This is a genomic window from Janibacter sp. DB-40, from assembly GCF_029510815.1.
In the GTDB taxonomy this organism is placed as follows: Bacteria; Actinomycetota; Actinomycetes; order Actinomycetales; family Dermatophilaceae; genus Janibacter.
This window is the reverse complement of sequence record NZ_CP120360.1, coordinates 552,598-572,424: the sequence shown is the minus strand read 5'-3', so window position 1 is coordinate 572,424 and position 19,827 is coordinate 552,598. Positions and strand designations below refer to the sequence as shown.

The window sequence follows — 19,827 nt, the reverse complement described above, 5'->3', positions numbered from 1 at the left end:
TGGCCTGCCCGGACAGGACCCGCGCACCGACACGGAAGCGGCCGCCGAGCGTGTGCTCGACGGCCGCGACGTGGTGGTGCGGGGTGTCAGGACCTCAGCGGGTCTCGCGGTGCGGCGTGTGGGTGCGGCAGCGCGAGCAGAACTTCGCCAGCTCCAACCGGTCGGGGTTGTTGCGGCGGTTCTTCTTGGTGATGTAGTTCCGCTCCTTGCACTCCGTGCACGCCAGGGTGATCTTCGGGCGGACGTCGGCGCTCTTCGTGGCCACGGTAGGAACCTGCTCTCACACTTCATCGGTGGTACTCGCCAGCGCCGGTCTGCGCTGGGCGGGAGGTACGTGGTGCATGCCCACGTCAGCGGACACAACACATCGACGCACAAGAGTAATCCACGATGCGCCCGGACCAGAAATCGAATGATCGAGGCGCACCGTGGGATTGCGTAGCGGGAGGGGGACTCGATCCCCCGACCTCACGATTATGAGTCGTGCGCTCTAACCAGCTGAGCTACCCCGCCATGGCGGTCGACCCGTGCAACTGCACGAACCGGACCCGAGCCCCCTGTCGGAATCGAACCGACGACCTTTTCCTTACCATGGAAACGCTCTGCCGACTGAGCTAAGGGGGCGGGTCCACCGCCGGCTCGGTGCCGCGGTGGATGACCTCGGGAGAGATTACACGGCCCACCCTCAACTCATGAAATCGGGGGCCCGGCCGTCGCGCTCCGCCCGCTCCCCTGCGGGATCTCCTGCTCGGGGGTCCCGGTGACGAGCGCCTCCAGGTGCCGCCGCAGGGCCGTCGGGATCGCCGTGGGGCGCCGGGTGGTCGCGTCGACGAAGACGTGGGCCGAGGTGGCCAGCGCCACCAGCGCACCGTCGCTCTGCCGCACCAGGGCGCACTCCCAGCGCACGCTCGAGCGCCCGACCGACAGCGCCCGCAGCCCGGCCTCGAAGACGTCCGGGTAGGACATCTCGGCCAGGTAGCGGCAGCCGGTCTCGGGGATGAGGTTGATCGTGTCGCCGCCCTCCGCGACGTCGAAGTCGTGCGCCTTGAGCCAGTTGTTGATCGTCGTGTCCATCACGGAGTAGTGGACGGCGTTGTTGACGTGGCCGAACTGGTCGTTGTCGCTCCACCTCGTGGGCACCGCGACCCAGTGCGGGTAGGACTCACGTCGGAAGGTCTCGCTCATGTCAGCCATCCTGCACTGCGCCCCCGTCGGGCCGCCACAGACCCGAGGCCCCACGACGGTGGCTGTCGACCAGATGGGTGTCGACGATGCCGACGGCCTCCATGAGCGCGAAGGCCGTCGTGGGACCGACGAAGGAGAAGCCGCGACGCTTGAGCTCCCTGGCCATCGCCCGCGACTCGTCCGAGGTCGTGGGGACCTCCGCCATCGTCCGCGGCACCGGGGTCCGCTGCGGCCGGTACGACCAGATCAGGTGCGGCAGGCCCCCTTCGCCGCGAAGGGAGACCGTCGCCGCGGCATTGCGGATCGTCGCCTCGATCTTGGCCCGGTTGCGGATGATCCCCGCGTCCTGCAGCAGTCGCGCCCGGTCGTCCTCGTCGAAGGCGGCCACGGTGTCCGGGTCGAAGCCGGCGAAGGCGGCGCGGAAGTTCTCCCGCTTGCGCAGGATCGTCGCCCACGACAGCCCGGACTGGAAGGCCTCGAGGCTCAGCCGCTCGAAGAGCCCGCGCTCGTCGCGCACGGGCATGCCCCACTCGGTGTCGTAGTACTCCTGCAGCAGCGGGTCCGAGCTCGCCCAGGCGGGCCGGGCCAGCCCGTCCTCTCCCACGATGACGTCCATGCCCGCATCGTGCCCGACGACCCCGACCCTCGCCCGGTCGACCCGGGACGCCTGCCCGCCGGTGGGCCAATCCGCACGGTCCGTCCGCGACGAACTGGGGGTAGCGGTCCGAGCCCCGGGCCAGCGACAAAGGAGTCCGCCATGAAGTTCCGTCCCTTGAGTGTGGCCGTCGTGGTCGCCGCCTCGACCTTCGCCGCCTCGGGCGCAGCCGTCGCCGCGCACGACACCAATCCCTCCGACAAGGTCGGCACCTATGCCTACGACCTGTCCGCCGTCCAGTCCTCGGACGTGCCCGGCGCCGCGGCGGAGGGGTCCACCCGGATCACCTCCTTGCCCAACGGCAAGGTGCGGGTCCAGATCACCGCCGACGGGCTGTCCCCCGGCCTCCCCCACGCCATGCACCTGCACGGCGTCGACGGCCCGGCCACCGACATGGCCTGCCCGGGCCCGGAGGCCGACGCCGACGCCGACGGCTTCGTCTCCGTGCCGGAGGGCGCCCCCTTCTACGGCGGGATCCTCGCGTCGCTGACGACGTCGGGCGACACCACCGCCGCCAGCGCCCTGGCGCTGGATCGCTTCGCCGTCGCGGACGACGACGGCCACCTGGAGTACAGCCGGACCTTCCGCAACGACTCCGCGCTGGCCAACGCCGACACGGTCCAGGCCGTCGTCCACGGCGTCGACGTCAACGGCAGCGGCACCTATGACCTCGACGGCGCCGGCGAGGCCCCCCTCGCGCCCGGCTCCGGCATCCCCTTCGAGGCGACCATGCCCGTGCTGTGCGGAGGCATCGCCAACTGACGCAGCGCCCCGCGCCGCAGCGGCCCGGACATGACGAAGGCCCCCGGGAGTCCTCCCGGGGGCCTTCGTGCACTGGGTGGCAGGTGCAGGATTCGAACCTGCGTAGGGATAACCCGACGGATTTACAGTCCGTTTCCATTGGCCACTCGGACAACCTGCCGTGTGCGCATGGAACGATAGCAAGCCAACCCGGTCACGGAACAATCCGACCCGAGAGGAATCCCAGGACATGGCCAGCAGCAGCTTCGACATCGTCAGCAAGGTCGACCGGCAGGAGGTCGACAACGCGCTCAACCAGACCGCCAAGGAGGTCTCCCAGCGCTACGACTTCAAGGGGGTCGGCGCCTCGATCGAGTGGAGCGGGGAGAACGTCGTCATCAAGGCCAACAGCGCCGACCGCGTCCTCGCCGTGCTCGACGTCTTCGAGTCCAAGCTGGTCCGGCGCGGCGTCTCGCTGAAGAACATCGACTTCGGCGACAAGGAGCCGCAGGCCTCCGGCAAGGAGTACGTCCTCGCGGGGCCGACCAAGGAGGGCATCGACCAGGACAACGCGAAGAAGATCTCCAAGATCATCCGCGACGAGGGACCCAAGGGCATCAAGCCGCAGATCCAGGGCGACGAGCTGCGCGTGACCGGCAAGTCGCGCGACGACCTGCAAGAGGTCATCTCCCTGCTCAAGGGAAAGGACCTCGAGGTGGCGCTGCAGTTCACCAACTACCGCTGACGACAGGACGAAGGGGGGTCCCCACCGGCGGTGGGGACCCCCCTTCGTCATGGGTGGCTCAGGTGGGGCTGGGCACGCTCTCCTCGACCGGGCGCAGCGCGTGCTCCCGGTCGTGAGTGGCCAGCCGCCGCCGCAGCACCGGTACGAGCAGCAGGCCGAGCGCGGTCGCCGCGACGAGCACCCACAGTCCCGAGGAGGGCGATCCGGTCGCCTTCTCCGACAGGCCGAATGCGTAGGGCCCGACGAATGCGCCCGTGAGACCGATCGTGTTGACGAAGGCCAGGCCGGCGGCCGCCGCGACCCCACCGAGCCGGGCCATGAGGACCGACCAGTACAGCGGCTGGACTCCGACGATGAAGAGCATCGTCAGGCTGAGGATGATCATCTGCGCCACGGGGTCGGTCACGACGATGAAGGCCACGGCGCTCACGATGGCCGCTGCCGTGGTGATGCCGATGAGCCGCACCTCGCTGCCCGGGTCCTTCTTGAGCACCCGTGGGACGACGATGACGCCGATGACGGCACCGATCCCGACCACGCCCGAGATCAGCCCGATCATGAAGCTGTCGGTCACGTCCATCGCCTCGACGATCGATGGCACGAAGAAGATCACGCCGTAGGTCGCGATCTGGTTCATGAAGTAGATCGCGGCGATGGTGAGCAGGAAGGGCTTGGCCATCGCGTTGCGCACGATCGCCCCGGGGCGGGCCTCGACGTGGGCCTCCTCACCCACGGCCCGCCGGGTCAGCTCGGCCGCCTCCTCGGCGTCGAGCCACGGCGCCGTCTGCGGCGAGTTCGGCAGGAGGAAGAAGATCAGCACACCGAGCAGGACCGTGGGGATGCCCTCGAGGACGAAGAGCCACTGCCAGCCGTGGAGACCACCGATGCCGTCCATCTTCATCAGCGCGCCGCCGATCGGGTTGGCGACGATGAAGGCCACCGAGGACGCGGTGAGGATCAGGCCGACGACCGTGGCCCGGTCCTTCTGCGCGAACCACGTGGTGATGAGGTACATGATCCCCGGGTACAGACCGGCCTCGGCGGCACCGAGCAGGAGCCGGAGCACGTAGAAGACCGCCGGGCTGGAGATGAACATCATCGCCATGGTGATCAGGCCCCAGGTCACGGCGATGCGGCTGATCCAGACCTTCGCCCCGATCCGGTGCAGCAGCAGGTTGCTCGGCACCTCGAGCGCCGCGTAGGTGATGAAGAACAGCCCTGCGCCGAGGCCGTAGGCCGCGGCGTCGATCCCCGCGTCGACCTCGAGCGAGGTCTTCGCCAGCCCGACGTTGGTGCGGTCGACGAAGGCCATGAAGTAGGCCGCCATCAGCAGGGGCACCAGACGCAGGAAGGCCTTCCGCGTCGCCCGTGCGTGCACCATGTCCGACGTCGTTGTCGGTGATGTCATGGAGTCTCCTTAGTTGAATGCTGATTCGGGTTCATGTTGAGGTCGGCGCGTCCCCGTGTCAAGGGTCACGTTCGGCGGTGAGACGCGGGCGGCGCCGCCGTGCGGCGGGTGGCGCGGCCCGTCCGTCACGAGGGGTGCAGGCCGGGCGTCAGGAACGGGTCACGAGCGCCTCTGCGCGTCCGAGCAGCTCCGCCTTGCGGACCTTGCCGGTGTCGGTGAGCGGGAACTGCGCGAGCACCTCGACGAGCGGGACCTTGTAGCCGGCCATCTGGCCGCGCGCCCACTCCTCCAGCTCGTCAGCGGTGACCGACGACCCGTCACGCAGGCTGACGAAGGCGACCGGCCGTTGCCCGGTGATCTCGTCGTCGGCGGGGACCACGGCGACCGAGTCGAGCGCCGGGTGGCGGGCGAGCATCGTCTCCACCTCGGCCGGGAAGACGCTCATGCCCTTGACCTTGATCATCTCCTTGGTCCGGGCCAGGTAGTGCAGGCAGCCGTCCTCGTCGAGGTACCCGGTGTCCCCCGTGTGCAGCCACCCGTCGCGCAGCTGCTCGGCGGTCGCTGCGGGGTTGCGCCAGTAACCGGTCATGATCGACGGGCTGCGCAGGAGGATCTCCCCCGCCTCGCCGAAGGCCATCGGCTCCGTGGTCACCGGGTCGACGACGACCACGTCGGTGCCGGGCACGGGCAACCCGCAGAAGACCGGCTCGCTGAGCAGGTCGTGGTCGCCCTCGTGGAGGCCGTGGGGGACGACGTCGACGGTGTGGCTCTCGGTCATCCCGTAGGACCCCTCGCGCAGCACCGACCCCGCGCCGACCACCTGCGACCACGCGCGACGGATCTCGGGGGTGAGCTTGCGGATGAAGGACATCGCCATGGGCGCGGTGAAGGAGCTGAGATCACGCTCCGCGACCCCCGGCACCTCGAGGATGCCGAGATAGCTCTCCACGGTCGCGGCGGTCATCGTCACCCGGTGGCGCTCGACGAGATCGACCACCGTGGCCGCGTCCCACCGCTCGAGCAGCACCGTCGTCCCGCCCATGACGAGCGGGATGAGGATGCCCAGGTCCTCCCCGGCGATCCAGAAGACGGGGATGAAGCACAGCGAGACGACATCGGTGCCGTCCAGCCCGTTGGCCCCCGAGGCACTCACCGCCGTGTAGACCATGTGCCGTTGGGTGTGCTCGCACCCCTTGGGCAGACCGGTCGTCCCGCCCGTGTAGTTGAGGGCGGCGAGCGCGTCGAGGTCACGGGCCGGCTCGCGGAGCGGCTCCGCGGCCAGGGTGTCGCTCCAGCGCACCACCTCGACACCCTCGACGACGGGAAGGGGGTCCCGCTCGCCGGCGAGGACCACGACCGTGCGCACCTCGGTCTCGGCCGCCGTGTCGCAGAGCCGCTGCGCCAGCGCCGCGCTCGTCACGACGACGCTCGCGCCGGAGTCCGCGAGCTCGTGGACGAGCTCGGCGTGCCGGAACATCGGGTTGACCGGCACGTGGACGCACCCGGCCCGCAGCGAGCCGAGGAAGGCGACGACGAATTCCGGGACGTTGCCCAGGTGGACGCCGACGCGCTCGCCGGGGGCGACCCCCTTCGCCCGCAGCCAGCCGGCCCACCGGGCCTGCCGGTCCGCGAGCTCCCGGTAGTCGATGACGACGTCGTCGTGGACCACGGCCGCCCGTCCCGGCCGGCGCTGCGCCCAGGCGTCGACGTACTCCGGCACGGTGAGCTCCCCGAGGGGGTGCACGACGTCCCGGGGCGTGTCCGCGGGACGGACCCGCTCCTGCCGCCGCCGGACCTCCTCGAGGTGCTGGGTGTACTCCACTGCTCGCTCCTTGCTCACCAGGTGTCGACGTACCGCGACGGCACGTCCGCGGGCGGCGACGACGACATCGCGGTGAGGATCCACTGCCGGGTGTCCACCGGGTCGATCACGTCGTCGAGCTCGACGACGGCGGCGGCGTTGACCGCCCGCCCTCGCTCGTACAGGTCGTCGAGGAGCCGCTGCTCCAGCGCGCGGCGCTCGACCGGGTCGGTGACCGCGTCGAGCTCACGGCGGAAGCCGAGGCGCACAGCGCCCTCGAGTCCCATCCCCCCGACCTCGCCCGTGGGCCAGGCGAGGGTGGCCGCCGGCCGCCGGAAGCTGCCCGCCGCCATCGCCTGGGCGCCCAGGCCGTAGGCCTTGCGCAGGACGACGGTGACGATGGGCACCCGCAGGTGGGCCCCGATGACGAAGAGACGCGCGAAGTGGCGCACCGTCGCGGTCCGCTCGTGGTCGGGTCCGACCATGAATCCCGGCGTGTCGCACAGGGACACGACCGGCAGTCCGTGCGCGTCGCACAGCTGGAGGAAGCGGGCGAGCTTGTCCGCGGCCGGGGTGTCGATCGCGCCCCCGAGGTGGCGCGGGTTGTTGGCCACGAGCCCCATCGGCCGTCCCTCGATGTGCACGAGCGCGGTGATGACACCAGGGGCGAAGCCGGAACGCAGCTCGAGGACCGACCCCTCGTCGGCGAGCGTCTCGACCGCCCGGTGGACGTCGTAGGCACGCACCCTGTTCTCCGGCACGACGTGGCGCAGTGCCCGCTGGTCGGCGGCGGTCCACTCCTCGCGCCGGCCCCGGAAGTAGCCCAGGTACTGGCGCGCCACGGCGACCGCCTCGGCCTCGTCCTCCACCACGACGTCGACGACGCCGTTGCTGCCCTGGACCTCGATCGGCCCGACCTCCTCGGGCGCGAAGACACCCAGGCCGCCGCCCTCGATCATCGCCGGTCCGCCCATCCCGATCGTCGAGTCGCGGGTGGCGATGATGACGTCGCAGCAGCCCAGGAGGGCCGCGTTGCCAGCGAAGCACCGGCCGGCGGCGATGCCGACCGTCGGGACGAGTCCGCTCAGCCGGCCCATCGTGGCGAAGGTGGGCACGTCCAGCCCGCTCGCGACGGTGGTGTCGGTGTCCCCGGGACGTCCGCCACCTCCCTCGGCGAAGAGGACGACGGGCAGGCGCTGCTGCTCGGCGGTCTCCAGGAGACGGTCGGTCTTCTTGTGGTTGAGGTAGCCCTGCGTGCCGGCGAGGACGGTGTAGTCGTAGGCCAGCACCGCGCAGCGGTCCTCGCCCCCGGCCGACGCTGCGCTCACCCGGCCGATCCCGGTGACGATCCCGTCGGCGGGCGTGCTCGCGATGAGGTCCTCCTCGCTGCGTCGGGCCCGCTGCGCCGCGACCGCGAGGCCGCCGTACTCGACGAAGCTGCCGTCGTCGACGAGGTCGGCGATGTTCTCCCGCGCGGTCCGCTGCCCGCGCCCGTGACGCTTCGCGACCGCGTCGGGCCGCGCCTCGTCCAGTCGACGGTCGCGCCGCTGCTGCAGCCGGGTGAGGTCGCTGCGCTCGGCGTCGAGGTCGGGACCCTCGACGGCGTCCGCGCCGCCCGACTGGTCCGCCGAGGGGCGCAGCCGCACGAGCAGGTCGTCGGGGGCGGTGCTCGCTCCGGGACGGGCACGCACGGTCGTCACCACGCCGGAGGCGGGCGCGGGCACGAGGTGCTCCATCTTCATCGCCTCGAGGACGACGAGCGGGTCACCCACGGCGACCGTCTGGCCCTCCTCGACGAGCACCGCGACGACCGTCCCGGCCATCTCGGCGACGACCTCGCCGTCGCCGGCGTCGCCGGCCGACGCGGCACGCGAGAGGCCCGACTGCCCGAACCACTGCGTCGTCACCGCCCACCGCGCGACGTCGTCGTGCTCGAGCAGCTCGCGCAGCAGGGGCAGGTTGGTCTCCACCCCCGCGATCTCGCACTCGACCGCGGCACGGCGCGCCTTGTGGAGAGCGCCGGTGACGCCGCCGTGGCTGTGCGTGACGAGCTTGGCCACGAGGGAGTCGAAGGCACCGTCGACCCGGGTCCCCTCGACGAGGTGGGTGTCGACGCGCACTCCCGGCCCGGTGGGCAGGGTCAGCCTGCCGACGACGCCGTGGGAAGGCAGCGCCTCACCGCTCGCGCCGATCCGCTCGGCGGCCACCCGCAGCTCGACCGCCGCCCCGCTCACAGGCGGTGGGGTGCGCAGACCGAGGTCGTCGAGGGACGCCCCGGCGGCCAGACGCAGCTGGGTCAGGACGAGGTCGACCCCCGTGACGAGCTCGGTCACCGGGTGCTCGACCTGCAGGCGCGGGTTGACCTCGATGAACCACCAGCGAGCCGGGTCGTCGGCGTCGACGAGGAACTCGACGGTCGCGAGCCCGCGGTAGCCACGGCCGGCGAGCAGCCGCACGGCCGCGTCGTGGAGGGCCGTGCGGACCTCCTGGGGCAGTCCCGGCGCCGGGGCCACCTCGACCACCTTCTGGAAGCGGCGCTGGAGGGTGCAGTCCCGCTCACCGAGGTGGACGACGCCCCCTTCGCCGTCGGCCGCGACCTGGACCTCGACGTGGCGGGCGCGCTCGACGTACAGCTCCGCGAACAGGTCTGCGGACCCGAAGCTGCGCCCGGCCTCGGACCCGGCCCGCTGCCAGGCCTCCGTGAGCGACGCGCCGGCGGGGACGGCCCGCATCCCGCGGCCGCCCCCGCCGGCGGCCGCCTTGATCATCACGCCGGCCGGGCGCTGGGCGGCCGCGAACTCCGCGGCCTCGGCCTCGGTGACCCCGACCGGGGTGGCCGGCAGGACCGGCACCCCGGACCCGACCGCGGCCTCGCGCGCCCGGCCCTTGTCGCCGAAGAGCTCCAGGAGCGCGGCGTCCGGCCCGATGAAGACCACCCCGGCCCCGGCACACGCCCTGGCCAGCACCGGGCTCTCGCTGAGGAACCCGTAGCCCGGGTGCAGCATCGTGCACCCGTGCTCGGTGGCCCCCGCGACGAGCACCTCCGCATCGAGGTAGGCAGCCGCGCCCTCACCGGGCAGGACGTGGACCCCCGTGGCCAGACGGGCGGCGAGCGAGTCCGTCTCCGCCCGGGTCACGGCCACGACGACCTCGTGCCCCGCCTCCAGCGCGGCCCGGACGATCCGGACGGCGATCTCCCCACGGTTGGCGACGTAGACGGACACGCGGTGGCTCCTCGGTGGTGTGCGGCGGTCGGGCCGGCGTCGGGCGGGGTCGGTCAGAAGATCTCGAAGAGACCGGCGGCGCCCATGCCACCACCGACGCACATGGTCACCACGCCGTACCGGGCGCCACGACGCCGGCCCTCGATGAGCACGTGGCCGGCCATCCGCGCGCCGCTCATGCCATAGGGGTGGCCGATGGAGATCGCACCCCCGTTGACGTTGTACTTCGCCGGGTCGATGCCCAGGTGGTCACGGCAGTAGAGCGCCTGGACGGCGAAGGCCTCGTTCAGCTCCCACAGGTCGATGTCGTCGACGGTCAGGCCGTGCTGCTTCAGCAGCTTCGGCACCGCGCGGACCGGACCGATGCCCATCTCGTCGGGCTCCACCCCGGCGACGGCCATCCCGCGAAAGGCACCGAGGGGGGTCAGGCCGCGGCGCGCGGCCTCCTCCGCCTCCATGACCACGGCAGCAGACGCGCCGTCGGACAGCTGGGAGGCGTTGCCGGCGGTGATCGAGAAACCCTCGGTGCCGTCCTTGGCCAGCACCGGGTTCAGCTTGGCGAGGTCCTCGATCGCCGTCCCGGGACGGTTGCCCTCGTCCTTGGCGAGCGTGACCTGCTCCGAGCCGACCTCGCCGGTCGTCTTGTCCTTGGTCAGCTTCGTCGACGGCAGCGGCACGATCTCGTCGTCGAAGGCCCCGGACTCCTGGGCCGCGGCGGTCCGCTGCTGCGACTGCAGGGCGTACTCGTCCTGCTGCTCGCGGGAGACGCCGTAGCGCTTGGCGACCACCTCCGCGGTCTCGAGCATCGACATGTAGGTCGCGGGCACGTGCTCGACGAGCCACGGGTCCTGGGCGCGGTGGGTGTTCATGTGCTCGTTCTGCACGAGCGAGATCGAGTCGACGCCGCCGCCAACGGCGACCTGCTGGCCGTCGAGGACGACCTGCTTGGCGGCGGTGGCGATGGCCATGAGGCCGCTCGCGCACTGCCGGTCGACGGACATGCCGGCGACGGTGACGGGCAGCCCGGCCCGCAGTGCGGCCTGGCGGCCGATGTTCATGGCGGTCGAGCCCTGCTGGAGGGCGGCGCCGATGATGACGTCCTCGACCAGGCCGCCCTCGACGCCGGAGCGCTCGACGGCGTGCCGGACGGCGTGCCCGATGAGCTCCTGGGCCTGGGTGTCGTTGAAGGCGCCGCGGTAGGCGCGCCCGATCGGGGTGCGGGCGGTGGAGACGATGACTGCTTCGCGCATGGTGGTCACTCCTGGTGTGGTGATGAGGTGGTCAGTGGGCGGGGAGGTCGACGAGCCCGGCGAGGTCGGCGCGGTGCCGCTCCGGGGTGCCGAGGGCCAGCTGGTCGGACTTCGCCCGCTTCAGGCGGGTGTGCACCGGGTGCTCCCAGGTCATGCCGATCCCGCCGTGCAGCTGCAGGGCCTCCTCCGCGGCGCGCACGGCGGCATCGCCGCAGAACGCCTGGGCGAGGGCCTGGGCGACGTGCTGGTCGGGGTCGCCGTCGGCGAGGGTCCCCGCGGCGTACCGGGCGGCGGCCTGGGTGTTGACGAGGAGCAGGTAGAGGTCGGCCAGGCGGTGCTTGATCGCCTGGAAGGAGCCGATCGGCCGGGCGAACTGCACGCGTGTCTTCGCGTACTCCACGGTCGTCTCGAGGCACCACTGCGCCAGCCCGAGCTGCTCGGACGCCAGGAGCGCGGCACCGGCGGCCAGGCCCGCGTCGACCGCGGCCTCGGCCTCCGGCCCGGAGGCGATCTCGGCCCCCTCGCCGCGCACGGTGACACGGGCGAGCGGGCGGGTCATGTCGAGCGAGGTGATCATCTCCACCTCGACGTCGCTCCGCTCGTACGCGCGAAGGGAGGTCACTCCCCCTTCGCCCGCGGTCGGCACGACGAAGAGGTCGGCGGCCAGTGCCCCGGCGACCGGCTCGGCACTCCCCCGCACCGGTGACCACGCGCCGCGACGCGCCGTCCACGGCAGGACGAGCGCCGCGGTGCGCTCACCGGAGGCCAGGGCGGGCAGGTGTGCCTCGTCGCCGGCGGCCAGGAGCGCGCTCGTGGCGATGACGGCGCTGGTGAGGAACGGTGTCGGAGCGACGGTGCGCCCGAGCTCCTCGAGGACGACGGCCGCCTCGCGCGGGCCGGCGCCGACGCCGCCGAGCGACTCAGGGACGAGCAGACCGGCCAGGCCGATCTGGCCGGCGAGCGCCTGCCAGATCCCGCTGGTGTCGGTACCCGGCTCGTCGTAGAGGCGGGCGGGCAGTCCCTCGTCGAGGGAGCGCTGGAGGGTGGACCGGACGCTGGATCGCAGGGACTCCTCGACGTCGGTGTAGAGCATGTCGGTCATCGCGGCACGTCCTTGAAGGGGATGCCCTTGTCGGGGCGGTGTTCCGGGGGGAGGCCGAGCACGCGCTCGGCGATGATGTTGCGCATGATCTCGCTGGTGCCACCCTCGATGGAGTTGCCCTTCGCCCGCAGGTAACGGAAGCCCGGGCCGTGGCCGAGGAAGGAGCCGCCCTCGGGGCGCACCATGGTCCAGTCGTGGTACGTCAGCCCCTCCTCGGGCGCGAGCTCGAGCGCGAACCCGGCCACCTGCTGCGCCTGGTGGGCGAAGGCGAGCTTCATCGCCGAGCTCTCCGGGCCGGGCTGGCCGACCTCGAGGCCCTGGCGCAGGCGCTCCCCGGCGAGCCGGGTCACCTCCGTCTCGACCCACCACTGCATCAGCTCGCTGTGGTTGCCGGCGGTGCGCACGGAGGGGTCGCGGCGCCAGCGCTCGGTCACCAGCCCGATCTGCCCGGCCTCGCGATCGTTGCCGGCGCCGATGGCGACGCGCTCGTTGTTCAGCGTCGTCGTCGCGACCTTCCACCCCTCACCGACGGCACCGACGCGGTTGCGGTCGTGGATGCGCACCCCGGTGAGGAAGACCTCGTTGAACTCGGCCTCGCCCGTGATCTGGCGAAGGGGGCGGACCTCGATCCCGGGGTCGGTCATGTCGACGACGAAGTAGGTCAGCCCGGCGTGCTTGGGGACCGAGGTGTCGGTACGGGCCACGAGGATGGCGTAGTCGGCGTTGTGCGCCCCGGAGGTCCACACCTTCTGCCCGTCGACGACCCACTCGTCACCGTCGGGGACGGCGCGGGTCGCGACGGCCGCCAGGTCGGAGCCGGCCCCGGGCTCGCTGAAGAGCTGGCACCAGATGTCGGTGCAGGTGAACAGCGGACGCAGGTAGCGCTGCTGCATCTCCTCGGTGCCGAAGGCCACCATCGTCGGTGCGGCCATGCCCAGACCGATCGAGTTGCGCCCGAAGTCGGGTCGCGGCGCGCCGGCGGCCTCGAGCCGCTCGTCGATCTCGGTCTGGCGGCCCCGGGAGAGGCCCAGTCCGCCCAGGCCCTCGGGAAAGTGGACCCAGGCGAGGCCTGCGTCGTACTGGGCGCCGAGGAAACTGGCAGGGGGTGTCGTCGCGGGGTCGTGGCTCGCGAGGAGCTCGTCGACCCGCTGCTGCAGGTCAGGACTCTGCTGCTGATCAGGCACGTGTGCTCAGCCTCCGGATCTCGTGTCGGGCAAGGGCGTTCTTGTGGACCTCGTCGGGCCCGTCGGCGAAGCGCAGGGTGCGCACCTGGGCGTACCACTCCGCGACCGGGAAATCCTGGCTGAGCCCACCGGCCCCGTGCACCTGGACGGCCTTGTCGAGGATCCACTCCACGGTGCTCGGCGCGGCGATCTTGATCGCCTGGATCTCGGTGTGGGCGCCCTTGTTGCCCACCGTGTCCATGAGCCAGGCCGCCTTGAGGGTGAGCAGCCGCAGCTGCTCGATGCGCACCCGGGACTCGGCGATCCAGTCGCGGACGACGCCCTGCTCGGACAGGGGCTTGCCGAAGGCCACGCGCTCGGACGCACGCGCGACCATCAGCTCGAGGGATCGCTCGGCGATGCCGATCAGACGCATGCAGTGGTGGATGCGCCCCGGACCGAGGCGGGCCTGGGCGATGGCGAAGCCGCCGCCCTCCTCGCCGATGAGGTTGCCGACGGGGACGCGCACGTCGGTGAAGTCGATCTCCGCGTGCCCGCCGTGGTCGCGGTCGTCGTATCCGAAGACCTTCATGCCGCGGCGCACGTCGACACCGGGGGTGTCCCGCGGCACGAGGATCATCGACTGCTGGCGGTGCCGGTCCGCGGACGGGTCGGTCTTGCCCATGACGATGAGGACCTTGGCGTTGGGATTCATCGCGCCGGAGATGTACCACTTGCGGCCGTTGATGACGTACTCGTCACCGTCGCGCACGATCGAGGTCTCGATGTTGGTGGCGTCGGAGCTGGCCACCCGCGGCTCGGTCATGGCGAAGGCCGAGCGGATCTCGCCGTCGAGCAGTGGCCGCAGCCACTGCTCCTTCTGCTCCGGGGTGCCGAACATGTGCAGCACCTCCATGTTGCCGGTGTCCGGTGCTGCGCAGTTCGTGGCGACGGGGGCGATGTGCAGGCTGCGCCCCAGGACCTCGCACAGGGGCGCGTACTGGAGGTTGGTCAGGCCGGCGCCGTCCTGCCCGGGGAGGAAGAGGTTCCACAGCCCCTGGGTGCGGGCGGCCTCCTTGGCCTGCTCGATGACCGGAGGCGGCGACCACCGGTCGGGAGCGTCGTCGAGCTGCTCCTGGTAGGTCGCCTCGATCGGGTAGACGTGCTCGTCCATGAAGGCGGTGAGCTGCTCGCGCAGCTCGAGGGTCCTCGGGTCCGGTGCGAAGTCCACGTCTCGCTCCCTTCGTCAGTGGGTGGAGGTGGCGGCCCGGGACGGGCGGTCACCGGAGGCGGAGACGGACTCCCGGTCGATCCCCCGCTTGAGGATCTTGCCGGTCGCGCCCTTCGGCAGCTCCTCGACGAGCTGGTAGATGCGCGGGACCTTGTAGGCGGCGACCCGCTTCTCCAGCCAGGCGCGCAGCTCGGTCGGGTCGATGTGGACGCCCGGCTGCGGCGAGATCACCGCGGCGATCTCCTCGCCGAGTCGCGCGTCGGGCACCCCCACGACGGCCACCTCCCGGATGTCCGGGTGCCCGTAGAGCACCTCCTCGACCTCGCGCGGGTAGACGTTGAACCCGCCACGGATGACCAGGTCCTTCTTGCGGTCGACGATCCACAGGTCGCCGTCCTCGTCCATCCGCCCGATGTCGCCGGTGAGGAACCACTCGCCGTGCCGGACCGCCTCGGTCGCCTCGGGTCGGTTCCAGTACTCCCGCATGACGAAGGGCCCGCTGATGGCGACCTCTCCGACCTCACCCGGCGCCAGCGGCTTCCGGTCCTCGTCGAGGATGGCGAGCTTGCTGCCCGGGAGGGCACGGCCCACGCTCATCTCCTTGCGCGGGTGCTTCGCACGGTTGAACGTCGAGGCGCCCGCCGTCTCGCTCAGGCCGTAGCCGTCGAGGACGAGCGCCCCGAACCGGTCCTTGAAGGCCTTGGACACCTCGAGGGGGAGCGCAGCGCCACCCGAGCAGGCCAGCCGCAGGTCGGCGAGGTCCTCCGCGGTGACGTCCGTCTCGGCGTGGAGCATCGCGTTCCACATCGTCGGCACGCCCGCGAGCCCGGTCAGCCGCTGGTCCGCCGCCATCCGCAGCAGCGCCGCGGCGTCGAAGGGGCGCTGCAGGGAGAGCGAGGCGCCGATGGTGAAGCAGGTGAGCATCACCGCCGCCTGGCCGAAGACGTGGAAGAGGGGGAGGGCGGTGCCCATCCGGTCGTCCGGCGTCTGGTCGAGCGCCTCGGCCAGTGCCGCACCGCAGGCCAGGAGGTTGCCGTGGGTGAGCACGGCCCCCTTGGGCGCACCGGTGGTGCCCGAGGTGTAGAGCAGGACCGCGGCGTCGTCGCTCGCGACGTCGGCGGGCTCGACGTCCCCACCGGGTGTGACGCCGCCCGGCCCGAGCAGCCACAGCGGGATGCCGGCGGACTCGGCGGTGGCCGCGACCGCGGCGGCGTCCTCCTGCCAGCCCAGGGCGAACGAGCACCCGGCGTCGTCGACGAAGTGGCCCAGCTCCCGCTCGGTGCACAGCGGGTTGACGGTCACGGCGGTCGCGCCGAGCGCGAGGACCGCGTGGTAGGTCAGGACGAACTCGGCACTCGTCGGGAGGACGACGAGCACCCGGTCACCGCGGCCCACGCCGCGTGTGGCCAGCTCGGCCATGGCGCCGCGGACCCCGTCGCGCAGCTGCGCGTAGGTCCACGACCGGTCACCCTCGCGCAGGGCGAGGGCATCGGGGGTCTGCTCGGCCCAGGTCCAGACCAGTCGGACGGTGTTGTCCATCACGAGTTCTCCTTCAGCTGTCGCTGGTAGCGCTGCATCCCGCGGATCCACCGGTCGTGGTCGTCGACCTTGCGTCGGAGGAACTCGCGCACGTCGGCGTGCGGGGTGATGAGGAAGGTGCCCTCCTCGACGGCCCGGAGGACCTGCTCGGCCACGTCACCGGGGGCGAGCACCTCACCGGCGCTGGTCACCGCCGCGGCGGCGACCTTCCCCCCTTCGCCACCCGCCGAGGTCATCCCGGACCGGAGCATGTCGGTGTCGACCCCCATCGGGCACAGGCAGCTGACGCCGACGCCGTCGTCGCCGTAGGTCACCGCGAGCCACTCGGCGAAACCGACGGCACCGTGCTTGGACGCCGAGTAGGTGGCCGAACCGATCTGCGTGAGCAGCCCGGCGGCCGAGGCGGTGGAGACGAAGTAGCCCCTCCCCCGCTCGACCCAGCCGGGCACGAGCTGGCGGGCGGCACGCACGTGGGCGAGGAGGTTGACGTCGAGCGCCCGCTGCCACTGCTCGTCGTCCGCCGCCAGGCCGGAACCGTCGCCGACACCGGCATTGGCGAAGAAGAGGTCGACCGGGCCGAAGTGCTCCTCGGCAGCCGCGATCATCGCGGCGATGTCGGCGTCGCTGGAGGCGTCACCCGCGACGGCGACCGCCCCCAGCCGCTCGGCCGTCCCGGCGAGGCGCTGCTCGTCGACGTCCGAGACGACGACCCGGGCGCCTCCCGCCAGGAGTGCCTCGGCCAGAGCCGCGCCGATGCCCCCGGCGGCTCCGGTGACGACGGCGACGGTGTCCTTGATCTGCATCGCGGGCGCCATCAGTCGCAGGGCCCGCCGGCGACGTAGAGGACCTGGCCGGTGGTGAAGCCGGCGCCCTCACTGGCGAAGAAGGAGACGGCGTGGGCGATGTCCTCCGGCCTGCCGGTGCGGGCGACCGCGGCTCGCGCCGAGGCGTTGGCCTTGAGGTCGTCGAAGCTGATGCCGATCCGGGCCGCGGTCTCCGCGGTCATCTCGGTCTCGATGAACCCGGGGGCGATCGCGTTCGCGGTGACCCCGAACTTCCCGAGCTCGATGGCCAGGGTCTTGGTGAAGCCCTGCATGCCGGCCTTGGCCGCGGAGTAGTTGACCTGCCCACGGTTGCCCTGGGCGGACGTGGACGAGAGGTTGATGATCCGGCCGTACTTCGCCTGGGTCATGTGGGCCTGGCAGGCCTTGGTCATGAGGAAGGCGCCGCGCAGGTGCACCGCCATGACGGAGTCCCAGTCCTCGACGCTCATCCTGAACAGCAGGTTGTCGCGGATGATGCCGGCGTTGTTGACCAGGACCGTGGGAGCCCCGAGCTCCTCGGCGATGCGACGGACCGCGGCCTCGACCTGCTCGGGGTCGGAGACGTCCGCGCCCACGGCGAGGGCCCGGCCCCCGGCCGCGGTGATGTCGTCGACGACGGTCGCGCAGGCCGACTCGTCGAGGTCGAGGACGGCGACGGCCATCCCGTCCGCGGCGAGGCGGCGGGCGACGCCGGCTCCGATGCCCCGTGCCGCGCCGGTGACGACGGCGACGCGCTGCTGGTCAGTGGTCATGTGAGAACTCCTGTGGTCTCGACGTCCGGTTGCTCCGAACCTACTTGAACCCGCCTTCAAGTTCAACTAGTTTCGGAGCGTCCGATTCGTGATCGAAGGAGCTCACCGTGACCCAGACCGCGCAGTACCGCCCGACCTCCGTGCAGGAACTCAAGGACCTCGTCGGCGTCGAACTCGGCCCCACCGGGTGGCACGTCGTCGACCAGGCCGCGATCGACGGTTTCGCCGACCTCACCGGGGACCACCAGTGGATCCACGTGGACCCCGCGAGGGCCGCGGACTCCCCCTTCGGCTCGACGATCGCGCACGGCCTCTACAGCCTGTCGCGCACACCGGCCTTCTTCGAGGAGCTGATGGCCTTCGACGGCTTCACGCACAGCCTCAACTACGGCTACGACCGGATCCGCTTCCTCCACCCGCTGCCCGTGGACTCGCGCATCCGGATGCGCGCGGAGGTGACCTCGGTCGAGGAGACCGCCCCCGGCCAGGTCAACGTCGTCACCAAGCTGACCGTCGAGGCGGACGGCATCGACAAGCCGATCCTCATCGCCAACTCGATCGGTCGCTTCAGCGTCTGAGCCGGCCCCCGGTTCGCAACTGCTTAGGCTCCTGCGACACCCCGGCCGCCCCCCGTTCGCAACTGCTTAGGCTCTTGCGAGCGGGGGAAGGGGGGCGCGTCAGCGGCGCACACCCATCGCACCCGCGAGCGGCAGCTGCCACGGCAGCGCGCGATGGCGGGCCACCTCGGCGTCGATCGCCTCCGCGAGGTCGTCGGGGAAGGGAGCCAGTCGGCGGCTGACGAGGTCGACGTGCCCCTCGAGGACCTCGAGGGTGTTTGCGATCCGACCGGTCGAGTGGTTGACCACGACGGAGATCCCATGGAAGACCTTCTCGCCACGGTCCAGCCACCGCACGTGGCCCGAGATCTCCTCGCCGACGTGCACCTCGTCGTGGAAGCGCAGGTGCTGCTCCATGCTGAAGACCCCGCGGCGCCGCAGCGTGCGGTACTCCTCGTCGACACCGATCCGGCGCAACGCCCCCTCCGCCGCCAGGATGTGGAAGCCGTAGAAGTGCTGGACGTTGACGTGACCGTTGCCGTCCTCCCACTCCGGGCCGGCGACCGTGCGGCAGACCTCGGGGAGCTGCGCGACCTCCTCCGCTGATGGCAGTCCTGCGCGGGTCATGGCACCAGGACGACCTTGCCGGTGACCGTGCGGCCCTCGAGGGAGGTCAGCGCTGTCGCCGCGGCCTCGAGCGCGTGGGTGGATCCGACGACCGGCCGCAGGGCACCGCTGCGCAGGTGCGGGAGCATGGCCTCCCACTCCTTCTGCACGTGGCCCGGACGGCTCATGGCGAACGCGCCCCAGCCGACCCCGACGACCGCGACGTTGTTCAGCAGCAGCCGGTTGACCTTGACGGTGGGGATCTCCCCGGCGGTGAAGCCGATGACGAGCAGCCGGCCGTGCTCCTTGAGCGCGCGGAGGGAGTCGGTGAACCGGTCCCCGCCCACCGGGTCCACGACGACGTCGACGGAGGACTTCCCGATCGTCGCGAGGAAGTCGTCGGCGAGGACGACCTCGTCGGCCCCCGCGGCACGCGCCACCTCCCCCTTCGCCTCGGTGGAGACCACCCCGATCACGCGACCGGCACCGAAGGCCTTGGCCATCTGGATGGCCGCCGTCCCGATGCCGCCGGCCGCGCCGTGGACGAGGACGCTCTCCCCCTCCGCGAGGCCACCGCGCTCGACGAGCGCGAAGTAGACGGTCGCGTAGTTGAAGGTGAAGGACGCCGCCTCCTCGAAGGCGACGTTGTCCGGCAGGGCGAAGGTGAGGTCCGGGCGGGCCTGCGCCTTCTCCGCGAAGCCCCCGAGCAGCGTGAGCGCCGCCACGCGGTCCCCCGGCGCGAAGCCGCTCCCCTCGGGAGCGCTCTCGACGACACCGGCGACCTCCGCCCCCGGGACGAAGGGGAGGTCGGGCTTCATCTGGTACAGGCCCCGGGTCTGGAGCAGCTCCGGGAAGGCGACGCCGGCCGCCTTGACCGCGATCGTCACCAGGGAGTCGTCGGACGGCTCCGGGACGTCGACGAGCTCGACCGCGTCGGGCCCGTCGAGGGAGGAGATGTGGATGGCGCGCACAGGGAAACCTTTCGTTGGACGCTGGCTGAGGTGCGAGGCCGCCTGCGGGCTGGGTCCCATGCTCTGCATGGGC

At 71.7% G+C, this 19,827-nt stretch carries 18 protein-coding genes and 3 tRNA genes; 3 read left to right on the top strand and 18 right to left on the bottom strand.

The genetic code is table 11. The features are described 5' to 3' along the window. Nucleotides 1-94 precede the first annotated feature (94 nt). The 5 genes from rpmG to PVE36_RS02750 all read right to left on the bottom strand — a co-directional run bounded on the left by rpmG (nt 95) and on the right by PVE36_RS02750 (nt 1,801). Nucleotides 95-265: a 50S ribosomal protein L33 gene (rpmG, locus tag PVE36_RS02770; protein WP_185990562.1), complete on the bottom strand. Its 171-nt coding sequence runs from the start codon at nt 263-265 to the stop codon at nt 95-97. Nucleotides 266-439: 174 nt separating this feature from the next. After that, nucleotides 440-513 (bottom strand) — tRNA-Met (locus PVE36_RS02765). Between the two features lie 38 nt (nt 514-551). Further along, nucleotides 552-624: transfer RNA gene (locus tag PVE36_RS02760), tRNA-Thr, on the bottom strand. Between the two features lie 66 nt (nt 625-690). After that, nucleotides 691-1,185: a thioesterase family protein gene (locus tag PVE36_RS02755; RefSeq protein WP_277454425.1), complete on the bottom strand. Its 495-nt coding sequence runs from the start codon at nt 1,183-1,185 to the stop codon at nt 691-693. A 1-nt stretch (nt 1,186) separates the two neighbouring features. Further along, entirely contained in the window at nt 1,187-1,801 is a 615-nt protein-coding gene (locus PVE36_RS02750) for a DNA-3-methyladenine glycosylase I (protein WP_277454424.1), read from the bottom strand. A 141-nt stretch (nt 1,802-1,942) separates the two neighbouring features. Between PVE36_RS02750 and PVE36_RS02745 the strand changes: the two genes are divergently transcribed. Then, complete coding sequence (locus PVE36_RS02745) at nt 1,943-2,602, top strand: hypothetical protein (protein WP_277454423.1); 660 nt, start codon at nt 1,943-1,945, stop codon at nt 2,600-2,602. 77 nt (nt 2,603-2,679) lie between these two features. On the opposite strand, the gene PVE36_RS02740 is transcribed toward PVE36_RS02745, so the two are convergent. Next, nucleotides 2,680-2,762: transfer RNA gene (locus PVE36_RS02740), tRNA-Tyr, on the bottom strand. A gap of 69 nt (nt 2,763-2,831) precedes the next feature. Here PVE36_RS02740 and PVE36_RS02735 point away from each other — a divergent pair. Continuing rightward, entirely contained in the window at nt 2,832-3,326 is a 495-nt protein-coding gene (locus PVE36_RS02735) for a YajQ family cyclic di-GMP-binding protein (protein ID WP_277239240.1), read from the top strand. 58 nt (nt 3,327-3,384) lie between these two features. On the opposite strand, the gene PVE36_RS02730 is transcribed toward PVE36_RS02735, so the two are convergent. The 10 genes from PVE36_RS02730 to fabG form a co-directional block, all read right to left on the bottom strand. Further along, nucleotides 3,385-4,734, bottom strand: a complete 1,350-nt coding sequence (locus tag PVE36_RS02730) for an MFS transporter (RefSeq protein ID WP_277454422.1) — start codon at nt 4,732-4,734, stop codon at nt 3,385-3,387. 148 nt (nt 4,735-4,882) lie between these two features. Beyond that, nucleotides 4,883-6,556 (bottom strand): AMP-binding protein, encoded by a 1,674-nt coding sequence (locus tag PVE36_RS02725; protein WP_277454421.1) that lies wholly within the window; start codon nt 6,554-6,556, stop codon nt 4,883-4,885. Nucleotides 6,557-6,570: 14 nt separating this feature from the next. Then, nucleotides 6,571-9,759, bottom strand: a complete 3,189-nt coding sequence (locus PVE36_RS02720; protein WP_277454420.1) for a carboxyl transferase domain-containing protein — start codon at nt 9,757-9,759, stop codon at nt 6,571-6,573. Between the two features lie 53 nt (nt 9,760-9,812). Further along, a complete protein-coding gene (locus PVE36_RS02715; RefSeq protein ID WP_277454419.1) occupies nt 9,813-11,009 on the bottom strand; it encodes an acetyl-CoA C-acyltransferase in 1,197 nt (398 codons plus the stop codon). Nucleotides 11,010-11,040: 31 nt separating this feature from the next. Further along, nucleotides 11,041-12,111 (bottom strand): acyl-CoA dehydrogenase family protein, encoded by a 1,071-nt coding sequence (locus tag PVE36_RS02710; RefSeq protein WP_277454418.1) that lies wholly within the window; start codon nt 12,109-12,111, stop codon nt 11,041-11,043. Further along, nucleotides 12,108-13,295, bottom strand: a complete 1,188-nt coding sequence (locus PVE36_RS02705) for an acyl-CoA dehydrogenase family protein (protein WP_277454417.1) — start codon at nt 13,293-13,295, stop codon at nt 12,108-12,110. The genes PVE36_RS02710 and PVE36_RS02705 overlap by 4 nt, the downstream gene beginning before the upstream one ends. Continuing rightward, on the bottom strand, nt 13,288-14,505 hold the full coding sequence (locus PVE36_RS02700) for an acyl-CoA dehydrogenase family protein (RefSeq protein ID WP_277454415.1): 1,218 nt from the start codon (nt 14,503-14,505) through the stop codon (nt 13,288-13,290). Before PVE36_RS02700 ends, PVE36_RS02705 begins: the two co-directional genes overlap by 8 nt. Nucleotides 14,506-14,520: 15 nt before the next feature. Next, nucleotides 14,521-16,044, bottom strand: a complete 1,524-nt coding sequence (locus PVE36_RS02695; protein ID WP_277454413.1) for an AMP-binding protein — start codon at nt 16,042-16,044, stop codon at nt 14,521-14,523. Continuing rightward, complete coding sequence (locus PVE36_RS02690; protein ID WP_277454412.1) at nt 16,044-16,847, bottom strand: SDR family oxidoreductase; 804 nt, start codon at nt 16,845-16,847, stop codon at nt 16,044-16,046. The genes PVE36_RS02695 and PVE36_RS02690 overlap by 1 nt, the downstream gene beginning before the upstream one ends. Nucleotides 16,848-16,858: 11 nt before the next feature. Next, a complete protein-coding gene (fabG, locus tag PVE36_RS02685) occupies nt 16,859-17,620 on the bottom strand; it encodes a 3-oxoacyl-ACP reductase FabG (protein WP_277454411.1) in 762 nt (253 codons plus the stop codon). Between the two features lie 107 nt (nt 17,621-17,727). Here fabG and PVE36_RS02680 point away from each other — a divergent pair, with 107 nt between their 5' ends. Then, the gene (locus tag PVE36_RS02680) at nt 17,728-18,198 is read left to right on the top strand and encodes a MaoC family dehydratase (protein ID WP_277454409.1); all 471 of its coding nucleotides are present in this window, start codon (nt 17,728-17,730) and stop codon (nt 18,196-18,198) included. 99 nt (nt 18,199-18,297) lie between these two features. Here PVE36_RS02680 and PVE36_RS02675 read toward each other — a convergent pair whose 3' ends face one another. Then, nucleotides 18,298-18,804, bottom strand: a complete 507-nt coding sequence (locus PVE36_RS02675; protein ID WP_277454408.1) for a thioesterase family protein — start codon at nt 18,802-18,804, stop codon at nt 18,298-18,300. After that, on the bottom strand, nt 18,801-19,754 hold the full coding sequence (locus PVE36_RS02670; RefSeq protein ID WP_277454407.1) for an NADPH:quinone oxidoreductase family protein: 954 nt from the start codon (nt 19,752-19,754) through the stop codon (nt 18,801-18,803). The genes PVE36_RS02675 and PVE36_RS02670 overlap by 4 nt, the downstream gene beginning before the upstream one ends. Nucleotides 19,755-19,827 lie beyond the last annotated feature (73 nt).